The organism is Bacteroidota bacterium (assembly GCA_020161395.1).
In the GTDB taxonomy this organism is placed as follows: domain Bacteria; phylum Bacteroidota; class Ignavibacteria; order Ignavibacteriales; family Ignavibacteriaceae; genus UTCHB3.
This window is the reverse complement of the sequence record JAIUOE010000004.1, coordinates 273,498-290,507: the sequence shown is the minus strand read 5'-3', so window position 1 is coordinate 290,507 and position 17,010 is coordinate 273,498. Positions and strand designations below refer to the sequence as shown.

Sequence of the window (17,010 nt, the reverse complement as noted above, 5' to 3'; positions counted from 1 at the left end):
TTAGGTCCCGTTTACTTTCCTAAAGCAACAAGAAGATTGCTGATCGTTTTATTCATGATATCGAGCATCGGAGTAGGGTAAATACCAAAGATAATCACGATGATAGCAAGAGGAACAAACATAATGTATTCTCGTATGGTGAGATCTTTAAGGCTTTTATACTCTTCCTTTACTTTGCCAAGGAAAATTTTCTGAAGTGCTCTCAGCATATAAACTGCACCCATTACAATACCGATTGCGGAGACAATTGTCAGAACTCTGATTGATTCGTTGCTGAAAGCACCGATAAAGATCATTAATTCAGAAACGAAGGAGCTAAGTCCCGGCAAACCAAATGCCGCGAAGAAAGCAAGGGTCACGATTCCGGTGTACATTGGTACAACGGATGCAAGCCCGCCGAAATCGTCAAGGCCTCTCTTACCTGTGCGTTCATAGATTACCCCCACGATAAGGAATAACATTGCTGTTACGGTACCGTGGTTGAACATCTGAAGAACTCCACCGGCAAGACCAAACTCGTTGAAAGCAGCAATTCCAAGAACCACAAAACCCATATGAGAAACAGAGGAGTAGGCGATCAATTTCTTGAAATCCTTTTGTCCCAGGGCGCAGAAAGCACCATAAACAATGTTAATCATTCCGAGGAAAGCAATCCAGTATGCCCACTGATGAACCTGCTCGGGGAAAATCGGGTAAATTATTCTTAAGATCGCATAACCACCCATTTTCAGGAGAACACCAGCAAGAATTACTGATATTGGAGTTGGTGCCTCAACATGCGCATCAGGGAGCCATGTATGGAACGGGAAAAGAGGGATTTTAATAGCAAACCCGATAAACAAACCGAGAAATGCGAGGAAGCGGAAATTGTTTGGATTCAACAGCGACATGATGCCGTCTTTTGAAAAATTCGTACTGTCCATCATGGCAAGCATGTTGAAAGTATGAATTGTCTTTCCATCAACCGTTTCCTGTACACTCAGATAAAGTCCGATTATTGCAAGCAATATCAGCACTGATCCGGCAAGAGTGTAAATAAAGAACTTAATGGCAGCATATTCTCTTCTCGGACCTCCCCAGATACCAATCAGGAAGTACATCGGTAGTAGTACGAGTTCCCAGAACACATAGAACAAGAAGAAATCGAGTGCTACGAAAACACCAAGAGTACCGGTGTTGAGGATAAGAAGAAGAATGAAATAACCTTTGCTCGAATTCGGTTTGTGGGTCGAATCTTCAATATTCCATGAAGATATAACCGCAACAAAAGCGATAATTGAGCTCAGTATCACCATCGGCAAACTGAGTCCATCGATTGCAAGGAAATAATCAATCTTGAAGGTATCGAATACGGGGAGACCTGTCATGTAAATCCAGGTAAACTTCTCGATAAACTGATATCCTTTTATATCTTTAATCCCTGAGAGGTCAAAGTTAAAGTTCATCCACAACAAAACTGTCAGGATCAGTTGAACGATAACCACACCCAGAGCGGTATATCTAATGGCGTTTTTCTTTTCAGCCGGCACAAAGATTAAAGCGAGTGCCGCAATAAGGGGTAGAAAGGTCAGTACTGAAAGATACGGAAATTGTGACATCTTATATTCTTCCGGTTTCTTTAATTAGAAAAAATATACATTACAAAAATTACTATGAACACCATAACGAGAGTCAGATAGGTCTGTACCTTCCCGGTCTGGAATTTTCTTATTATCATGCTTGCTATGCCATTAATCCAGGCAACGAGGTTAACGAGCCCGTCAACGACATAGCGATCGAAAGCTGCACCAAATCTGCCGAGCATCATTGTTATTTTTGCACCAAGATTTACTGCACCATCGATAACATATCTGTCAATCAAAGTCATTAGAGTAGCTGTCAGATAAGTTACTCTTATTATTGTTGCATCATAAAGCGCATCGATGTACCATGCTTTTTGTGAGAAAAGGTACATTTTACCAAGAAATCCTTCTGGGACTTTTGGCAACATTTTTTTATTCATATACATGTACCACGCAGTACCAATTCCAAAGGTGATAATCAACCCGGAAATGACGGTAACTATTATTTCCGATCCATGCAAAGTGTGCATATATGCTTCCGAGTAGATTGTTCCTTCACCTGCAGAAGTCAGGAATGGATATGTTACACTGGCAGGAAGCAATATTTTTGGCAATCTAAAAAGCAATTCCGTAAGATAGGTTCCGTGAAGTGTAATCGGATTGAAAGTAAACAGGAAAAAGAAACAGAGTGCCGCGAGTAGTATGAGTGGCAGTTTTATGAATATATTGAAATCGTGAGCATGCTCATAGGCGTGATGATTTCTTGGTTCCCCGAAGAATATCAAAAAGACATATCTAAAGATGTAGAATGATGTCAAAGTACTTGTGAGAACGGCAAAGATAAAATAGATATAGTTGCCGGAAAGTGAGCCAAGAGTGATAGATGAAGTAAGTATCATCTCTTTACTCAGGAAACCAATCGTTAAAGGAAAACCTACGAGCGACAGTGAGTAAATCAAGGTGGTGTAGAAAGTTACCGGCATTTTCTTTCTCAATCCGCCCATATCCATGATATCCTGTGTGTGGGTTGCATGGATAATGGAACCTGATCCGAGAAAGAGACCTGCTTTGAAAAATGCATGAAACAGGAGATGAATAATCGCCGCCTGGTATGCACCTACACCTACCGCCAGAACCATTAAACCGAGTTGGCTGACTGTTGAGTAAGCGAGAATTTTCTTGATATCCAACTGTGTGAGAGCTATAGTGGCAGCCATAAGAGCCGAAAATCCACCAATTATTCCGATGATAAGGAACGCACTCTCTGTAAACATTGGAAAGAGTCTAACGATCATGTAAACACCGGCAGCAACCATCGTGGCAGCGTGGATGAGAGCACTCACCGGAGTCGGACCCGCCATCGCATCGGGAAGCCACACATGGAGAGGGAATTGAGCTGATTTGCCAACCGCTCCGGCAAAAAGGAGCAGGCCCGTTACTGTCAGCCACATTTCACTTCCTAGTGGATACTGACCTTTTCCGATCATATCAAATATGACAAAAAGGTCAAATGTACCGTAGGTGATGAAAAGCATTAAAATTCCGAGAAAGAAGCCGAAATCACCAACACGGTTAGTGATGAAAGCCTTACTGCACGCATTTGCAGCTTCATCCTTGAATCCCCAAAATCCGATCAACAGATATGATGAGAGACCGACGAGTTCCCAAAAGATGTAAATGAACATGATGCTTCCGGTACTTAGAAGACCGAGCATCGAGAAGGTGAAAAGTCCAAGATATCCGAAGTACCTGTTTTTCAGTGGCTCATCATGCATATACTCCAAAGAGAAGAAGTGCACAAGAAAACTGATCAGGGTTACCATGAAGAGAAGAGAAACAGTCATGTTGTCCATTGTGAGGTCAACCATGAATTTGAATCCTTCTCCCGCACCGGAGAGAGAAAACAAAACGAATGAGTATCGAATCGTTTCATCAGGATAATCGTGGATTTTGGTAATAAACAGAAATGCTGCCATGAGAAGCGAAACAAACATAATGCTTACTTCTGCGATGTACGACTTCTTCATGCTCCTGGGACTAAGAACAGCCACCAGGAAGCCCGAAAGAGGCAACAAGACTATCAGTATCTGATAAATAGTGAGAGTATTCATTCTTTAATCTTTTAAAGTATTAATTTCATCAACATTTACATTAGAGTAATTTTTATAGAGATTCAGAACTATTGCAAGCGCAATGGCTGCCTCTGATGCTGCAAGCACAATTATAAACAGGGAAATTACCTGTCCGTGAGCTGCCATATCAGTGAAACGGGAGATTGCCACAAAGTTCAGAGATGCTGCATTTAGTATCATTTCGAGCCCCATTAATACCGTGATGGCATTTTTTCTGGTTATGACACCAAAAATTCCGAGGCAAAAAAGAATCGATGAAAGTATAAGAAAATGATTTAGACCAACCATAACTAATCTTTATTGTTTCGTGCCATACCCGCAGCCGCAATCAGAATGACCAACAGCAGTACACCGAGTACACCAAAAATTAAATAATACTTGCCAATTAATAAATTTCCTAAATCCTTTATCGGAGTCGATACGATATTTGCGCCAAGCATCTTCGAAGGAAGAGAGGTAATGCCCGTAACAAGCAGACCGCAGAGCAAACCCGTCGTAACCGACGCCAGAAGCAGATAAAAGAAATTCTCTCTTATTGGTACCGCTTTAACCTGTCCTGTCAACATTATACCGAAAACGACCAGGATAAGAATACCACCAACATAGATCAGTATCTGGACCATCGCCAGAAATTCAGCTCCGAGAATAAAAAACATTGCAGCCACACTGCTTAGGAGAACAAGAAGGGAAAAAGCAGCGTAAATAAGGTTTTTATTCAGAACAGTAACTGCTCCCGAGATAACAATAACGGTCGCAAAAATATAGAAGAATAAATCAAATAATTCCATAAACTAACTTGCCGTATTTGGTTGTACAGGTTTGGCTTTGCTTTCAGCAAGTATCCTGAAGTTCTCTTTCTTTTCAGCAGATTCCTCAGGTGTTAAAGTCGCAAAGTTGTAAATAAGTGCTGACCGGTCGTATTCAGAAAATTCATAGACATCAGTCATGTAAATGCAATCGGTCGGACAAGGGAAAACGCAAAGCTGGCAATAGCAGCACTTCGCGAAATCGATATCGAATTTAGTAACCCAAAGCATTTTCTTCTTGCCGTTACTTGTTTTACCAAGGTCTTCCCCGGGTACACACTTAACGGTCTCTATATCAATACAACTGACCGGGCATGCTCTCGCACACTGGTCGCAACCGATGCAGTCATCCATGTTAACATATAAGCGGTTTCTTGTCCTTTCGGGAAGAATCGGCTTAACCTCCGGATATTGTATTGTTACAGACTCATAAAACATATTCTTCCAGGTAATTTTCATACCGATAAGAGTAGTCATTACTGCTGATTTTATCTCATTGAGATATGTAGTTATTGCGTTCATCATACTAGATATACATTACAATCGTGATGTAAATAAAACATATAAAAGCTATTGGTATCAGATATTTCCAGCACACTTTCATAAGCTGATCCATTCTTAAGCGGGGGAGTGACCATCTCATCCAAATCTGAACAGCTACCAGAATCAGACCTTTACTCAGGAACCAGAAAACCTGTTCAACCGGAACAAGCCATTCCCATCCCAAAAGTCTACCGAGGTAACCAAACGGTGATTGATATCCACCGAGAAAAAATGAGGTTACCAGAGCTGAGACTGCAAACATGTTTGCATACTCTGAGAGGAAGAAAAGTGCAAATTTCATTCCGCTGTATTCGGTGTGAAAGCCCGCAACCAGTTCCGACTCTGCTTCCGGAAGATCGAACGGTGTCCGGTTTACTTCGGCAAGAGTACTGATAAAGAGAATAATCATCAAAGTAAATAGCGCAGGAATGAGCAGAATCCTTTTGAACCCGAGATCGGCAAAACCAAAAATACCCCAGTTAAAGATATTTGAAGTCTGCATTTCGCTCAGCTCATGAAGATTGAACTGCTGGGTAACTGCAAAAATCGAGATGATAACAAAGAGAGTCGGAATTTCATAGCTTACGAGCTGTGAAGCCGATCTCATCGAACCCATAATTGAGTATTTGTTGTCTGAAGCCCATCCGGCGAATACAATACCTGCTACAACATACCCGGATATGGCAACCATGAACAGAACTCCAAGGTTGATATTTGTGCCAATATAAACCGATGTAAAGGGAAGTGCGGCATATGCAGCGTAGCTTCCGAGAAACACTACAATTGGTGCTATCAGAAAGAGTTTTTTGTCTGCTCCTGAGGCAACAATATCTTCTTTCTGCATCAGTTTAAGAATATCCGCAGTCGTCTGAAACCAGCCACCGGGACCTGTTCTGTTGGGACCTACACGGTTCTGAATCCAGGCTGAAATTTTTCGTTCTGCAAAAACTGCCATCAGGGCAAAAGGAATAATAAACACGAGCGGCACGATGGCGTAAAGGAGGATAATAAGAAAGTCCCAAAAATTAAACATTGTCATCTGTCGATCTCTCCCAAAACAATATCAAGACTGCCGAGAATTGCTACGACATCACTAACCATGTGTCCTTTGGCAATTTCGGAGAATACGCTTAAATTTACGAAAGAAGGTGGACGCACTTTCACTCTGGCAGGTTGCAGTCCGCCTTTACTGATTATAAAATAGCCGAGCTCACCTTTAGGGTTTTCAACTCTTGCGTAAGCGATTCCTTCATTTGGCTTCACTCTTTTGGGAATGGCGGAAGTTACATCACCTTCGGGTATCTGTTCGATAGCCTGTTCAAGAATCCGGAGACTCTGTTCCAGTTCCAGAACGCGGACATAGTATCTGTCCCAACAGTCGCCAAGAGTACCGGCGAGACCCTGACCAACCGGAACATCAAAATCAAATCTGTTGTAGATGGAATAAGGATCATTTTTACGGATATCCCATTTGAATCCGGAACCTCTTAAGCTCGGACCCGAAACTCCATAATTAACAGCCAGATCATCAGGAAGCACACCGATATTGGCGGTTCTTTCGATAAAGATCTTGTTATATGTCAGCAGACCGTTAAGCTCTTCAACTTTTGGTCTGAAATATTCGATAAATTCTTTTGTTAATCTTAAAAAGTCAGGATGAAGATCATGAGATACCCCACCAACCCATATATAATTGTATAGCAGTCTTGCACCGCAGGTGATCTCGAAAAGATTGAGGATTTTTTCTCTGTCACGGAATGTGAACAGAAATGGTGTGAAAGCTCCGACATCGAGTCCGAAAGTTCCGAGAGCCACAAGGTGCGAAGCAATCCGCTGTAATTCACTCATAATTACACGAATGTATTCAACTCTCTCAGGAATTTCAATTTTCAGGAGTTTTTCGACTGCAATCACATAACCGAGCTCGTTATTCATGGCGGCAAGGTAGTCCATACGGTCAACATAGGGAATTACCTGAGGATATGTCATTGCCTCGCAATGTTTTTCGAAGCATCTGTGCAGATAACCAAGATGCGGTTCCGCATGGATGATCTTTTCACCATCTATTTTAAGTTCCACACGGAGAACACCGTGAGTAGACGGGTGTTGTGGTCCCATGTTAAGGACCATTTCATCAGTTTTTAAGTTTGAAGTTATTTTATTCGTCATGGCAGTTTTTAGTAAGGCACTTTCATTCCGTGATAAAATTCCGGATTTTTATAATCTTTTCTGAGGGGGTATCCAAATTCCCAGTCGTAAGGCATCAAGATTCTGATAAGATTGGGGTGGCCCTCGAAAATGAAACCATACATGTCAAAAGCTTCCCGTTCATGCCAGTCGGCACATCTCCAAACGGTGGATACAGACTGAGTGACAGGATTTTCCCGGTCGACGGAAACTCTAAGGGTTAATTTGTGTACGAGGGAAGTGGATTCGATATGGTAGTAAACACTGAGTGTGCCACCTTGAATATCGAACGATTCATCTTCATGCTTGATTTTCTCACCATTCTCATCATCCGCTCCTGAAAGCAGAACAAGTGAGTCGAATTTCAACTCAGCTTCAGTGGCTAGAAAACTGCAAACATCTTTTATAATAAGGGGATTCACAAGAATGACATCTTCCGTGCCTTCTTTGCGGGCTTCAATATCTGATTCCCCGGTAAATTTAGATTTTAATAGTTCAACGAGTTCTTCGAATGTTTTCATCTGTTATGCCGATTTGATCAAAGATTCATTTCTGATTTTTTCCTGAAGCTTAAGCAATCCTTCGAGAAGAGCTTCGGGTCTTGGGGGACAGCCGGGGACATACACATCAACAGGAATAACTCTGTCGACACCTTTTAAAACATGATATCCGTGTTCCCAGTATGGACCGCCACAATTTGAACAACTGCCCATCGAAATTACATATTTTGGATCGGGCATCTGTTCGTAAATTCTTTTGATTCGGGTAGCCATCTTCAGGGTAACGGTTCCTGATATAATAATAACATCAGATTGTCTTGGGCTTGGTCTGGGAATCACACCAAATCTGTCAAAATCGTAATGTGATGCCGAAGTTGCCATCATTTCAATTGCACAGCAAGCCAGACCAAAGGTTGTTTGCCAAATTGAGGAGAGACGAGCCCAATTCAATAGTGCTTCAAGATTTGTAACAACTATGTTCTCTTGAAGAAATTCTTTGTCGAGTACACCCATTATACCATCTCCTTTTCAATCTTCTTTACGGTTGCAGTCGGATCTTTTACTTTCTGATTGGCTACTACATCTTCATAGGTAAACCAGTCGAGGTCACCCTTTCTCCATTCATACACGATACCAACACCGAGCACGATAAGGAAAAAGAGACCCAGCAGCAGACCAAAAAGGCCGTAATTCAGATAGGCAGCAACCCAGGGGATTACAAGCACCAGTTCAACACCGAAAACGAGGTATAAAAGTGCAACCACATAAAATCTGACATTATATTTAATGTAGGGTACACCTTGGGTTTCTTCACCGCACTCATATACCTGCATCTTTTCAAAGGTGGGGCGAGTGGGTCTTAAGAGGTAGGCGGTAAAAATAGCCACAATACTAAACAGGACGGCTATCAGGATAAAAGCTACAATATATTGTAAATCGTAAGACATATTGTTCTGATTTTTTTCAACAAATTTGCATCATTTGTACTAACAGACTATCTCAATTAATAAATATTAATAATCTGTTTTACTAAATTACAAAAAATATTCAGAATAAAATATCTTGTTCAAAAAAAAATTACATTTTTTCCGATTTTTCTCTTTCTGAATCTAATTAAGTATTATTGTAGGGAATAATTTTTATTTTATGCAAATCAGACCGACAAAAGCCTTAATTAATCTTTCGAATCTTGCTCATAATTATATGGTCATCTCCAGGCGTGTCCGACCGGCAAAAATAATTGCGGTTGTGAAGGCAGACGCCTACGGACACGGAGCCCATAAGATTGTTGAAAAACTCATCACATTAGAGAATCCTCCGGAGCTATATGCCGTTGCTACTGTTGAAGAAGTCATCGATTTGACAATTTCCTTCCCCCAAGCGAAGTTTCTGGTCTTTGAACCCTTTAACGCAACCATGATAAAATCGATACAGAAATACCGTTATGAAGTTACTGTATCATCGTTCGATCAACTTGAGTACATTAAACAGGCAGGATTGCAGGAGAAGCTTGGAGTTCACATTAAAATAGACACCGGTATGGGCAGGTTGGGTTTTAAAACAGATGTGGTTGATCGATTATTAAAGGTATTACCCGCAATTAATATAATAAGTATTAAAGGTGTGTACACTCATTTTGCTACATCCGATGAACCTGACAGAATGTTTACCGGTCTTCAGATAGAAAGGTTCGAAGAAGTACTTTCTAAATTCAAAGCAGCCGGTATTGAGACGGGTTTGGTACACGCAGCAAATTCTGGCGGTATATTCGACTATCCGCAAGCACATTTTGATGCGGTCAGACCAGGAATATCGTTATACGGTTTCTATAAGGATGAGGAAACCTCAACAAACCTTGGTTTGAAACCGGTGATGTCGATTGTCGGTTCTCTTTCAACCGTAAAACGGTTTGCTGCCGGGGAGAGCATCAGTTACGGGAGAAAATTTATTTTACAAAAAGACAGTTGGATCGGATCGATATCCATTGGTTATGCTGATGGGATCAGAAGGTCGTTGAGCAATAAAATCTGTTGCCTCATCAACGGCAAAAAATATTCTCAGGCAGGTACAATCACGATGGACAGAATTATGATCGATCTTGAGGATGACGAGTACCCGATCGGGCAGGAAGTGGTCATTCTCTCAGACGATCCGAAATCAGATACAAGCTGCTGGCAGTGGTGCGCTGCACTGGATACGATTCCATATGAGATTACAGCAGGCATCTCAAAGCGTGTCCCAAGGGTTTACGAAAGCTAAAATGGACATAGTTAAAAATTACATAATCAGTGCGATTAACGAAGCCTCAAATAAACTGAGACTGAATCCTGAAAAAATTCAGATATTAAACAGTCTTGAGGAATGGATTTCAAGCCGGGAGAATCTGAACGCTGACATTCAGGTTCTTAAGCGGATTACAGAAACTTCAAAACTCTCCATACGACTCCAGGACATTACAAATTATCTGAGTTTCGAAAAAATTGACTATAAAAAGTTTTCTGAAAAGTTTCTCGAGCACAGTCTGTTTCTCGTTGCTGATCTTGATTTTCTTCTGCTGAGTGTAAATACTCTTTCATTCAAAAAAATTCTTAACAGGGTGGAAACCCTTAAAAGTCTTAAGATGGAAGAACAAAGCCACAATTTAAAGATTGAGCTTGACCAGGCGGCAGAAGAATTCCAAAAGGTTCAAAAAGCTGCATCAGGTAAAAGATCGATGAAAATAGAAAAGAAATCTGAACCTGAATTGCCTCTGATCTATGAAGATCCTCCCAAAAAAGAGAAAAGAAAGTTGATCGAAGAGGAAAGGGACTTCCTTTATGCCCCGTTAAAGGATTTGGAAGAACTTTTGCAAAGAATGAAGAAAGAGGATTTCAGAAGCAGCGAAGTTTTTAGATTTTCCGATATTTTCGAGGAAAGATTGAAATTCTGCAAACTACATGGATTGAAAGAGCTGATTGATGCATACAGCAACCTTGCCGTTGCTCTCTTGCTAATATATAATAAGGAAATGACTGTAAATAAAGATATTCTCGATTATTTCAGAGCGGCGATGATTGTGGTGGTAACCGAAATTCGCGGACTTGATCACGACATTACTGAATACAGATTGAGAAACCAGTTGTTCACCGAAAGTTTAAAAGTTTATAAAGGATCACAAAAATGAATATTTACGCTATTATAATGGCTGGTGGTGTCGGTTCCAGATTTTGGCCCCGCAGTCGTGAAAAAAAACCCAAACAGCTCCTCAATTTGTTCGATGACGAATCTCTGATCAGGAAAACAGTTACCCGTCTCGATGGTTTGGTGCCGTCCGGGAATATTCTTGTAATTACAAATACGGTGCAGGCTGACTCAATAGCAGAAGAGCTTCCATGGATTCCGAGAGAAAACATAATTGCGGAACCATACGGCAGAAATACTGCCGCATGTGTGGCATTGAGTGCGATTTTAGTTGCAAAGAAAGACCCTGAAGCGGTTTGTTTTGTTTTGCCTGCAGATCATCTGATTACCAACACAGACAAGTTTAAGGAAGATCTGTTAAAAGCTGCCAACTATGCTTTCAACAGTAATGGACTGGTAACACTGGGAATTCCTCCGTCAAGACCCGAGACCGGCTATGGCTACATACAGATTGAGAATAACGAGAAAAACCCGGAAGTATTTAAGGTGGCGACTTTCGCCGAAAAGCCCAACTATACCACTGCTGTCAGATTTTTGAAATCGGGTGATTTTATGTGGAACAGTGGTATGTTTATATGGAAGGCATCCGTGATTCTCGAAGAGATTAATATTTTCCTTCCTGAACTTTCCAAACATATGAAAGACCTCTCAAATTATCTTTTTACTGATGAATTTGCCGAACATCTCGAAAAAGCATACAGTCAGATTAAAAGTATCTCGATTGACTACGGGATAATGGAAAAATCGCACCGGGTGTTTCTGATCAAATCGTCATTCGACTGGAGTGATGTCGGGAGTTGGGAAGAAGTCTATCAACTTAGCGAAAAAGATGAGAGAGGTAATGCCGCCGTTGGAGAAGTGTTTACCAATATGACTCACGATTCCTATATTTACTCTCCAAATAAATTCACTTCTGTGATTGGGGTGGATAACCTGATAATCATTAATACCGAGGATTCACTTCTCGTTTGCAGAAGAGATCAGGCTCAGGAAGTTAAGCAAATAGTCGATTACCTTAAACACAATAACAAAACAGAACTGCTCTGATGAAAAAGCTTATTACGGAAGATTTTGTAATTGCCGCCGCAAAACGGGGTGAGAAAGAACTCGTTGTGTGCAAGAATTGTGTTATCACTCCATTGGCACATGATAAAATCAAATCTCTCGGTATGGCAATTGTCGACGAGTCGCAAAAAACGACCGGATCGACCGTGGCACCGCTCTATAATCTTCGAGTAATTATTGGTGGCGATCATACCGGTTTCGCCGTTCGCAAAATCATTTCAAATTTTCTTAAAGAAAAGGGGATTGTAGTAGAGGATGCAGGCTCCTATTCTGAAGATGCCTGCGATTACCCTGATTTTGCAAAAGAGGTCGCCCGGGCAGTAAAAACCAAAGGATTTGATTTCGGAATCGTGGTGGATGCAACCGGAATTCCATCCTGTATAACTGCAAACAAATTCAAAGGTATCAGAGCTGCCACATGTTATAATGAATTTTCCGCGAGAAGTGCCAGAGAGCATAATAATGCGAATATCCTGGCACTCGGGGCAAAAACCCTTGGAGAAGAGACGATTAAATCAATTTTAAATACCTGGTTGTCAGCTGAATTTCTGGGTGACCGGCACCAAAAAAGATTGGATAAAATAAGCAAAATTGAGGAACTTAATTTCCGTTCCTGAAAAAAACTGTCAAATTTTTGCCAAACCATGCAATAAATTATATATTTCGAATGTTGTTTTGATATTTTATTACTATTTTTGGATATCAGAATAATCCGTTCTTGAATTTACCCCCGGTAAGTTCTCCCAGTTTACAATAAATAATTCTTTTCACAATTCCACCCGTTCTGTAGTTTCTTGCGGGAAATAACTTGATTATTACTAAAGTTTCTGTCACATCTGTAGCACAGTTAAAAAATCACATATTCCTTCTAAAATGTAATTCTCCCCGGCTAAGCAGCGAATTTAAAGCCGGGCAGTTCGCAAATATCAAGGTCAGCGATTCTTCCTTTCCCTTATTACGCCGCCCTTTTTCCATCTGCGATATTGAGCAGGATAACATCTGTTTTATGTTCAATGTACACGGTGAAGGAACCAGAAACCTTTCTGACAAGAAACCGGGCGACATGCTTGATATTATTGCACCTTTGGGAAAAGGATTCAGAATCGATGAAGATTTCGACCACGCCATAATAATTGCCGGTGGAATAGGCGTGGCTCCGTTTCCTCTTCTTACAAAAAGACTGACCGGAAAAAAGGTAACGACTTTTTTAGGGGGGAGAAGTGCAACTGATATCGTAACATACGGACTTGAAAATGTAATAACGGCAACTGACGATGGCTCATTGGGAGTCAAGGGAACTGTTGTTGATCTGTTTTCAGCACACCTTGATGAATTCCGAGATGAGAAAATCAAAGTTTTTGCCTGCGGACCTTCGCCGATGTTAAGGGTTTTGCAACAATTATTGCTAGGGGAGAATATAAACGGCGAAATTTCAACTGAGTGTGCAATGGCTTGTGGTTTTGGAATCTGTCAGGGATGTCCCGTTGAAAACAGCCATGATGAAACGAAATATCTTCTTGTTTGTAAGGACGGTCCGGTCTTCAATGTGAAAGATGTAGTGATATGAACAAGCCTGATCTTGGCGTTGAAATTGCCGGTTTGACCTTCAAAAATCCTGTACTTCTGGCATCCGGTACAGTTGGTTACGGTTACGAAATCTCAAATTTTACCGATTTGAATAAAATTGGTGGAATTGTAACAAAATCGATAAGTTTAAAACCGCGAAAAGGGAATCCACCTCAGAGAATAGTCGAGACAGCCTCCGGAATGCTTAACGCCATCGGGCTGGCAAATGTTGGAGTGGAAGAATTTATCCTCGAGAAACTTCCTTTTCTATCAAAGTACGATACCCGTGTTATTTGCAATATTGCAGCGTCGTCAGTTGAAGAATATGTTGAATGCGTACGAATTCTTACGAAGGAACAAACTATCGATGCCTTCGAAATAAATGTTTCATGCCCGAATGTTAAGGATGGCGGACTGATTTTTGGAAACGATCCGGGTTATGTTGGCGAAATTACTGATAAGGTTAAAGGCGTCTCATCGAAACCTGTTATAATCAAACTGTCTCCTAATAATGCCGATATTGGATTGTTCGCAAGGATAGCCAGAGAAAATGGTGCTGATGCAGTGTCTGCGATCAATACTTTAGTTGGAACAGCGTTCGACATTTGGACACGCAAACCGAAACTGTACAATGTTACGGGTGGTTTGTCTGGTCCGGCAATCAAACCTGTTGCACTTGCAAAGGTACTCGAAATAAGCAGAAAATGTGATATCCCGATAATCGGAATTGGAGGTATTGCAGGCTGGGAAGATGTTGTTGAATTTATGATAGCGGGAGCATCACTGATTCAACTCGGTACAGTAAATTTTGTAAATCCGGATACCGCCGAAAAGATTATACCATCACTAGAAGATTACTGTCTAAAAACAAAGAGAACTAAAATTAATTCAATCATTGCTTCTTATGAGTTTAACTAATCCTGCCATAGACCACTATCTCCAGATACTTTTCAACCTCCACAATCGTGGAGTGAAGTTGGGCTTGGAGAATACCATGAATTTTCTCGATCTCCTTGGGAATCCACAACGAAAGTTAAAATGCTTTCATGTTGCCGGGTCAAATGGAAAAGGGAGTACCTCCTCTTTTATTGCCAGTATTCTGACAGAAGCAGGCTACAAAACCGGGTTATATACATCGCCGCATTTCATAAAGTATAATGAACGGATCAGAATCAACGGGCAGATAATCCCCGATAAATATGTCATCGAATTTATGGCTGAGTATGAGAGTGTCATTTATGAGACAAACCTGACATTTTTTGAAGTTACCACTGCACTCGCTTTCAAATATTTTGCCGATAAGGAAGTGGATTACGCAGTGATCGAGACGGGACTTGGTGGAAGACTCGATGCAACTAATGTTATCAAACCTTTGGCTTCAGTCATCACCTCGATCAGTTTGGAGCACACCCATATCCTTGGACACAGCCTCGAACAGATAGCTGAGGAAAAGGGGGGAATAATTAAGGAAAAGGTACCCGTTTTCCTGGGTTTTTTAGAAAAACCGGCTCAGGAAACCCTGATCAGGATATCCGAAGAAAAGGGATGCAAATATTACAAGCTGAAAGACTACATTAACAAGAGGGAACACAGCTTCGAATTCTATTCAAGTGAGCTTTTTTTCGACAATTTTGTTACCCCTCTAAAAGGCTCCTACCAGCAACTTAATGCCGCCCTCGCAATCTTAACCCTGAACAAAACAATAAAATTTAGTGATTCAAAAAAAATACTCGCAGGAATTAAGAATGTTGTGACAAATACCGGAATTCAGGGCAGGTATGAAAAAGTACACGATAATCCAAGAATTATTCTCGATTCTGCGCATAATCTTGATGGAATTCAAAATTTCCTGAAGGAATTCTCGAAGGAGGAAAAGAAATTCAGGGAGCGCTATCTTTTGTTTTCATGTCTTAACGATAAAAGTCTCGAAGAAATGCTGATTCAGAGTAAACCGCATTTCGATTTAATTTATCTGTTCGAACTGAAGGATAACGAAAGAGCGGTGAAGATGGAGGAGTTTATAAAAATTGCAGAGAAACACGAAATAAAATACAAGAAAATCGACGATATCCCTGTATTCATTAAGAAATTTTTGAGTGCCGCAGATAAAGAATGTCTTGTAATTTACGGCAGTATGTATCTTATCGCCGAAGTAAAAAAAGTATTTGAAAAAAAATATTACAGTAACATTTTGTAAAGTTTTAATAACAAGGTAATCAAATGGATATTTCAGAACTGAAATCAAAAAAAATCGTTGAATTAAACGAAATTGCGAAAGAACTTAAAATCACCGGTTTTACTGACCTCAGGAAACAGGAACTAATTTTTAAGATTCTTGAAGCACAAACAGCAAAGGATGGACTTACTTTTTCCAAAGGAGTTCTTGAAGTGCTGCCGGATGGATACGGATTCCTCAGATCGGCAGCATATAACTACCTTCCTTCACCCGACGACATTTATATCTCACCTTCTCAAATCAAAAAATTCTTTCTCAGAACAGGTGATTTCGTAAGCGGACAGGTCAGACCGCCTAAAGAAGGGGAGAGATTTTTTGCTCTTCTCCGCGTGGAAGCCGTCAACGGAATGGACCCGATCGAAATAAGAGAAAGAACCCTTTTCGATAACCTTATTCCTGTATACCCGACCAGAAAACTCGTTCTTGAGTCAGCTCCCGGCGAGTATGCCATGAGAATAATGGATATGCTTACTCCTATCGGCAAGGGTCAAAGAGGTCTTATAGTATCTCCCCCAAAAAGCGGTAAAACTGTATTACTACAAAAAATCGCAAACTCTATCACAAGAAACCATCCGGAAGTCAAATTAATAATCCTCCTCATTGACGAGCGACCTGAGGAAGTAACCGACATGGAAAGAAGCGTGAATGCTGAGGTAATCAGTTCAACTTTCGATGAACCCGCTGAAAGACATGTTCAGGTAGCCGATATGGTCATAGAGAAAGCAAAAAGACTTGTCGAAGCTAAACATGATGTAGTCATCCTTCTCGACTCAATCACGAGACTTGGAAGAGCTCATAACCTCGTGGTGCCTCATTCAGGGAAAATCCTTTCCGGCGGTCTTGATTCGAATGCACTTCACAAACCGAAGAGATTTTTTGGAGCTGCAAGAAACACTGAAGACGGCGGTTCACTTACCATCATCGCAACCGCGCTTATCGATACCGGTTCAAGAATGGATGATGTAATTTTCGAAGAGTTTAAAGGTACCGGAAACATGGAAATCGTTCTTAATCGCGATCTCAGTGACAGAAGAATTTTCCCTGCCATCGACATTAACCGTTCAGGTACCCGTCGTGAAGAACTTCTCCTTAAAGAAGAAGAGCTCCAGAGAATCTATATTCTGAGGAAATTCCTTAGCGACTTTACCCCAGTCGAGGCAATGGAAGAAATACTTGACAAAATGAGAGGAACAAAGAATAACAAAGAATTCCTTCACATGATGAACAGCTGAA

18 protein-coding genes are annotated in these 17,010 nt (G+C 40.9%); 8 read left to right on the top strand and 10 right to left on the bottom strand.

What is annotated here, in order from left to right:
- Positions 1–11 precede the first annotated feature (11 nt).
- Genes LCH52_08695 through LCH52_08650 form a run of 10 tightly spaced genes read right to left on the bottom strand, consistent with a single transcriptional unit; the run spans position 12 to position 8,677 of the window.
- Entirely contained in the window at positions 12–1,598 is a 1,587-nt protein-coding gene (locus tag LCH52_08695) for an NADH-quinone oxidoreductase subunit M (protein MCA0388560.1), read from the bottom strand.
- Positions 1,599–1,618: 20 nt separating this feature from the next.
- On the bottom strand, positions 1,619–3,673 hold the full coding sequence (gene nuoL / locus LCH52_08690; protein ID MCA0388559.1) for an NADH-quinone oxidoreductase subunit L: 2,055 nt from the start codon (positions 3,671–3,673) through the stop codon (positions 1,619–1,621).
- Between the two features lie 3 nt (positions 3,674–3,676).
- On the bottom strand, positions 3,677–3,982 hold the full coding sequence (gene nuoK, locus LCH52_08685; GenBank protein MCA0388558.1) for an NADH-quinone oxidoreductase subunit NuoK: 306 nt from the start codon (positions 3,980–3,982) through the stop codon (positions 3,677–3,679).
- Positions 3,983–3,984: 2 nt separating this feature from the next.
- Positions 3,985–4,482, bottom strand: a complete 498-nt coding sequence (locus LCH52_08680; protein MCA0388557.1) for an NADH-quinone oxidoreductase subunit J — start codon at positions 4,480–4,482, stop codon at positions 3,985–3,987.
- Positions 4,483–4,485: 3 nt separating this feature from the next.
- Positions 4,486–5,025, bottom strand: a complete 540-nt coding sequence (locus LCH52_08675; GenBank protein ID MCA0388556.1) for an NADH-quinone oxidoreductase subunit I — start codon at positions 5,023–5,025, stop codon at positions 4,486–4,488.
- A 1-nt stretch (position 5,026) separates the two neighbouring features.
- Positions 5,027–6,076 carry an NADH-quinone oxidoreductase subunit H gene (locus LCH52_08670; protein ID MCA0388555.1) on the bottom strand — a complete coding sequence of 350 codons (1,050 nt, stop codon included), beginning with the start codon at positions 6,074–6,076 and terminating at the stop codon, positions 5,027–5,029.
- A gap of 2 nt (positions 6,077–6,078) precedes the next feature.
- Positions 6,079–7,212, bottom strand: coding sequence for an NADH-quinone oxidoreductase subunit D (locus tag LCH52_08665; protein ID MCA0388554.1), 1,134 nt, complete (start codon positions 7,210–7,212; stop codon positions 6,079–6,081).
- Positions 7,213–7,220: 8 nt separating this feature from the next.
- Complete coding sequence (locus tag LCH52_08660; GenBank protein MCA0388553.1) at positions 7,221–7,751, bottom strand: NADH-quinone oxidoreductase subunit C; 531 nt, start codon at positions 7,749–7,751, stop codon at positions 7,221–7,223.
- 3 nt (positions 7,752–7,754) lie between these two features.
- The gene (locus LCH52_08655) at positions 7,755–8,243 is read right to left on the bottom strand and encodes an NADH-quinone oxidoreductase subunit B (protein MCA0388552.1); all 489 of its coding nucleotides are present in this window, start codon (positions 8,241–8,243) and stop codon (positions 7,755–7,757) included.
- Complete coding sequence (locus tag LCH52_08650; GenBank protein ID MCA0388551.1) at positions 8,243–8,677, bottom strand: NADH-quinone oxidoreductase subunit A; 435 nt, start codon at positions 8,675–8,677, stop codon at positions 8,243–8,245. The genes LCH52_08655 and LCH52_08650 overlap by 1 nt, the downstream gene beginning before the upstream one ends.
- A 199-nt stretch (positions 8,678–8,876) precedes the next feature.
- Here LCH52_08650 and alr point away from each other — a divergent pair, with 199 nt between their 5' ends.
- The 8 genes from alr to rho all read left to right on the top strand — a co-directional run bounded on the left by alr (position 8,877) and on the right by rho (position 17,009).
- Entirely contained in the window at positions 8,877–9,989 is a 1,113-nt protein-coding gene (alr, locus tag LCH52_08645; protein ID MCA0388550.1) for an alanine racemase, read from the top strand.
- Between the two features lies 1 nt (position 9,990).
- On the top strand, positions 9,991–10,893 hold the full coding sequence (locus LCH52_08640; GenBank protein MCA0388549.1) for a hypothetical protein: 903 nt from the start codon (positions 9,991–9,993) through the stop codon (positions 10,891–10,893).
- A complete protein-coding gene (locus LCH52_08635; protein ID MCA0388548.1) occupies positions 10,890–11,957 on the top strand; it encodes an NTP transferase domain-containing protein in 1,068 nt (355 codons plus the stop codon). Before LCH52_08640 ends, LCH52_08635 begins: the two co-directional genes overlap by 4 nt.
- A 122-nt stretch (positions 11,958–12,079) precedes the next feature.
- Positions 12,080–12,592 carry a ribose 5-phosphate isomerase B gene (rpiB, locus tag LCH52_08630; GenBank protein MCA0388547.1) on the top strand — a complete coding sequence of 171 codons (513 nt, stop codon included), beginning with the start codon at positions 12,080–12,082 and terminating at the stop codon, positions 12,590–12,592.
- Positions 12,593–12,981: 389 nt separating this feature from the next.
- Positions 12,982–13,542: a dihydroorotate dehydrogenase electron transfer subunit gene (locus LCH52_08625; protein MCA0388546.1), complete on the top strand. Its 561-nt coding sequence runs from the start codon at positions 12,982–12,984 to the stop codon at positions 13,540–13,542.
- Positions 13,539–14,459, top strand: coding sequence for a dihydroorotate dehydrogenase (locus LCH52_08620; protein ID MCA0388545.1), 921 nt, complete (start codon positions 13,539–13,541; stop codon positions 14,457–14,459). The genes LCH52_08625 and LCH52_08620 overlap by 4 nt, the downstream gene beginning before the upstream one ends.
- The gene (locus LCH52_08615) at positions 14,446–15,738 is read left to right on the top strand and encodes a bifunctional folylpolyglutamate synthase/dihydrofolate synthase (GenBank protein MCA0388544.1); all 1,293 of its coding nucleotides are present in this window, start codon (positions 14,446–14,448) and stop codon (positions 15,736–15,738) included. Before LCH52_08620 ends, LCH52_08615 begins: the two co-directional genes overlap by 14 nt.
- A 23-nt stretch (positions 15,739–15,761) precedes the next feature.
- Positions 15,762–17,009, top strand: a complete 1,248-nt coding sequence (gene rho / locus LCH52_08610; GenBank protein ID MCA0388543.1) for a transcription termination factor Rho — start codon at positions 15,762–15,764, stop codon at positions 17,007–17,009.
- The last annotated feature ends 1 nt before the right edge of the window (position 17,010 follow it).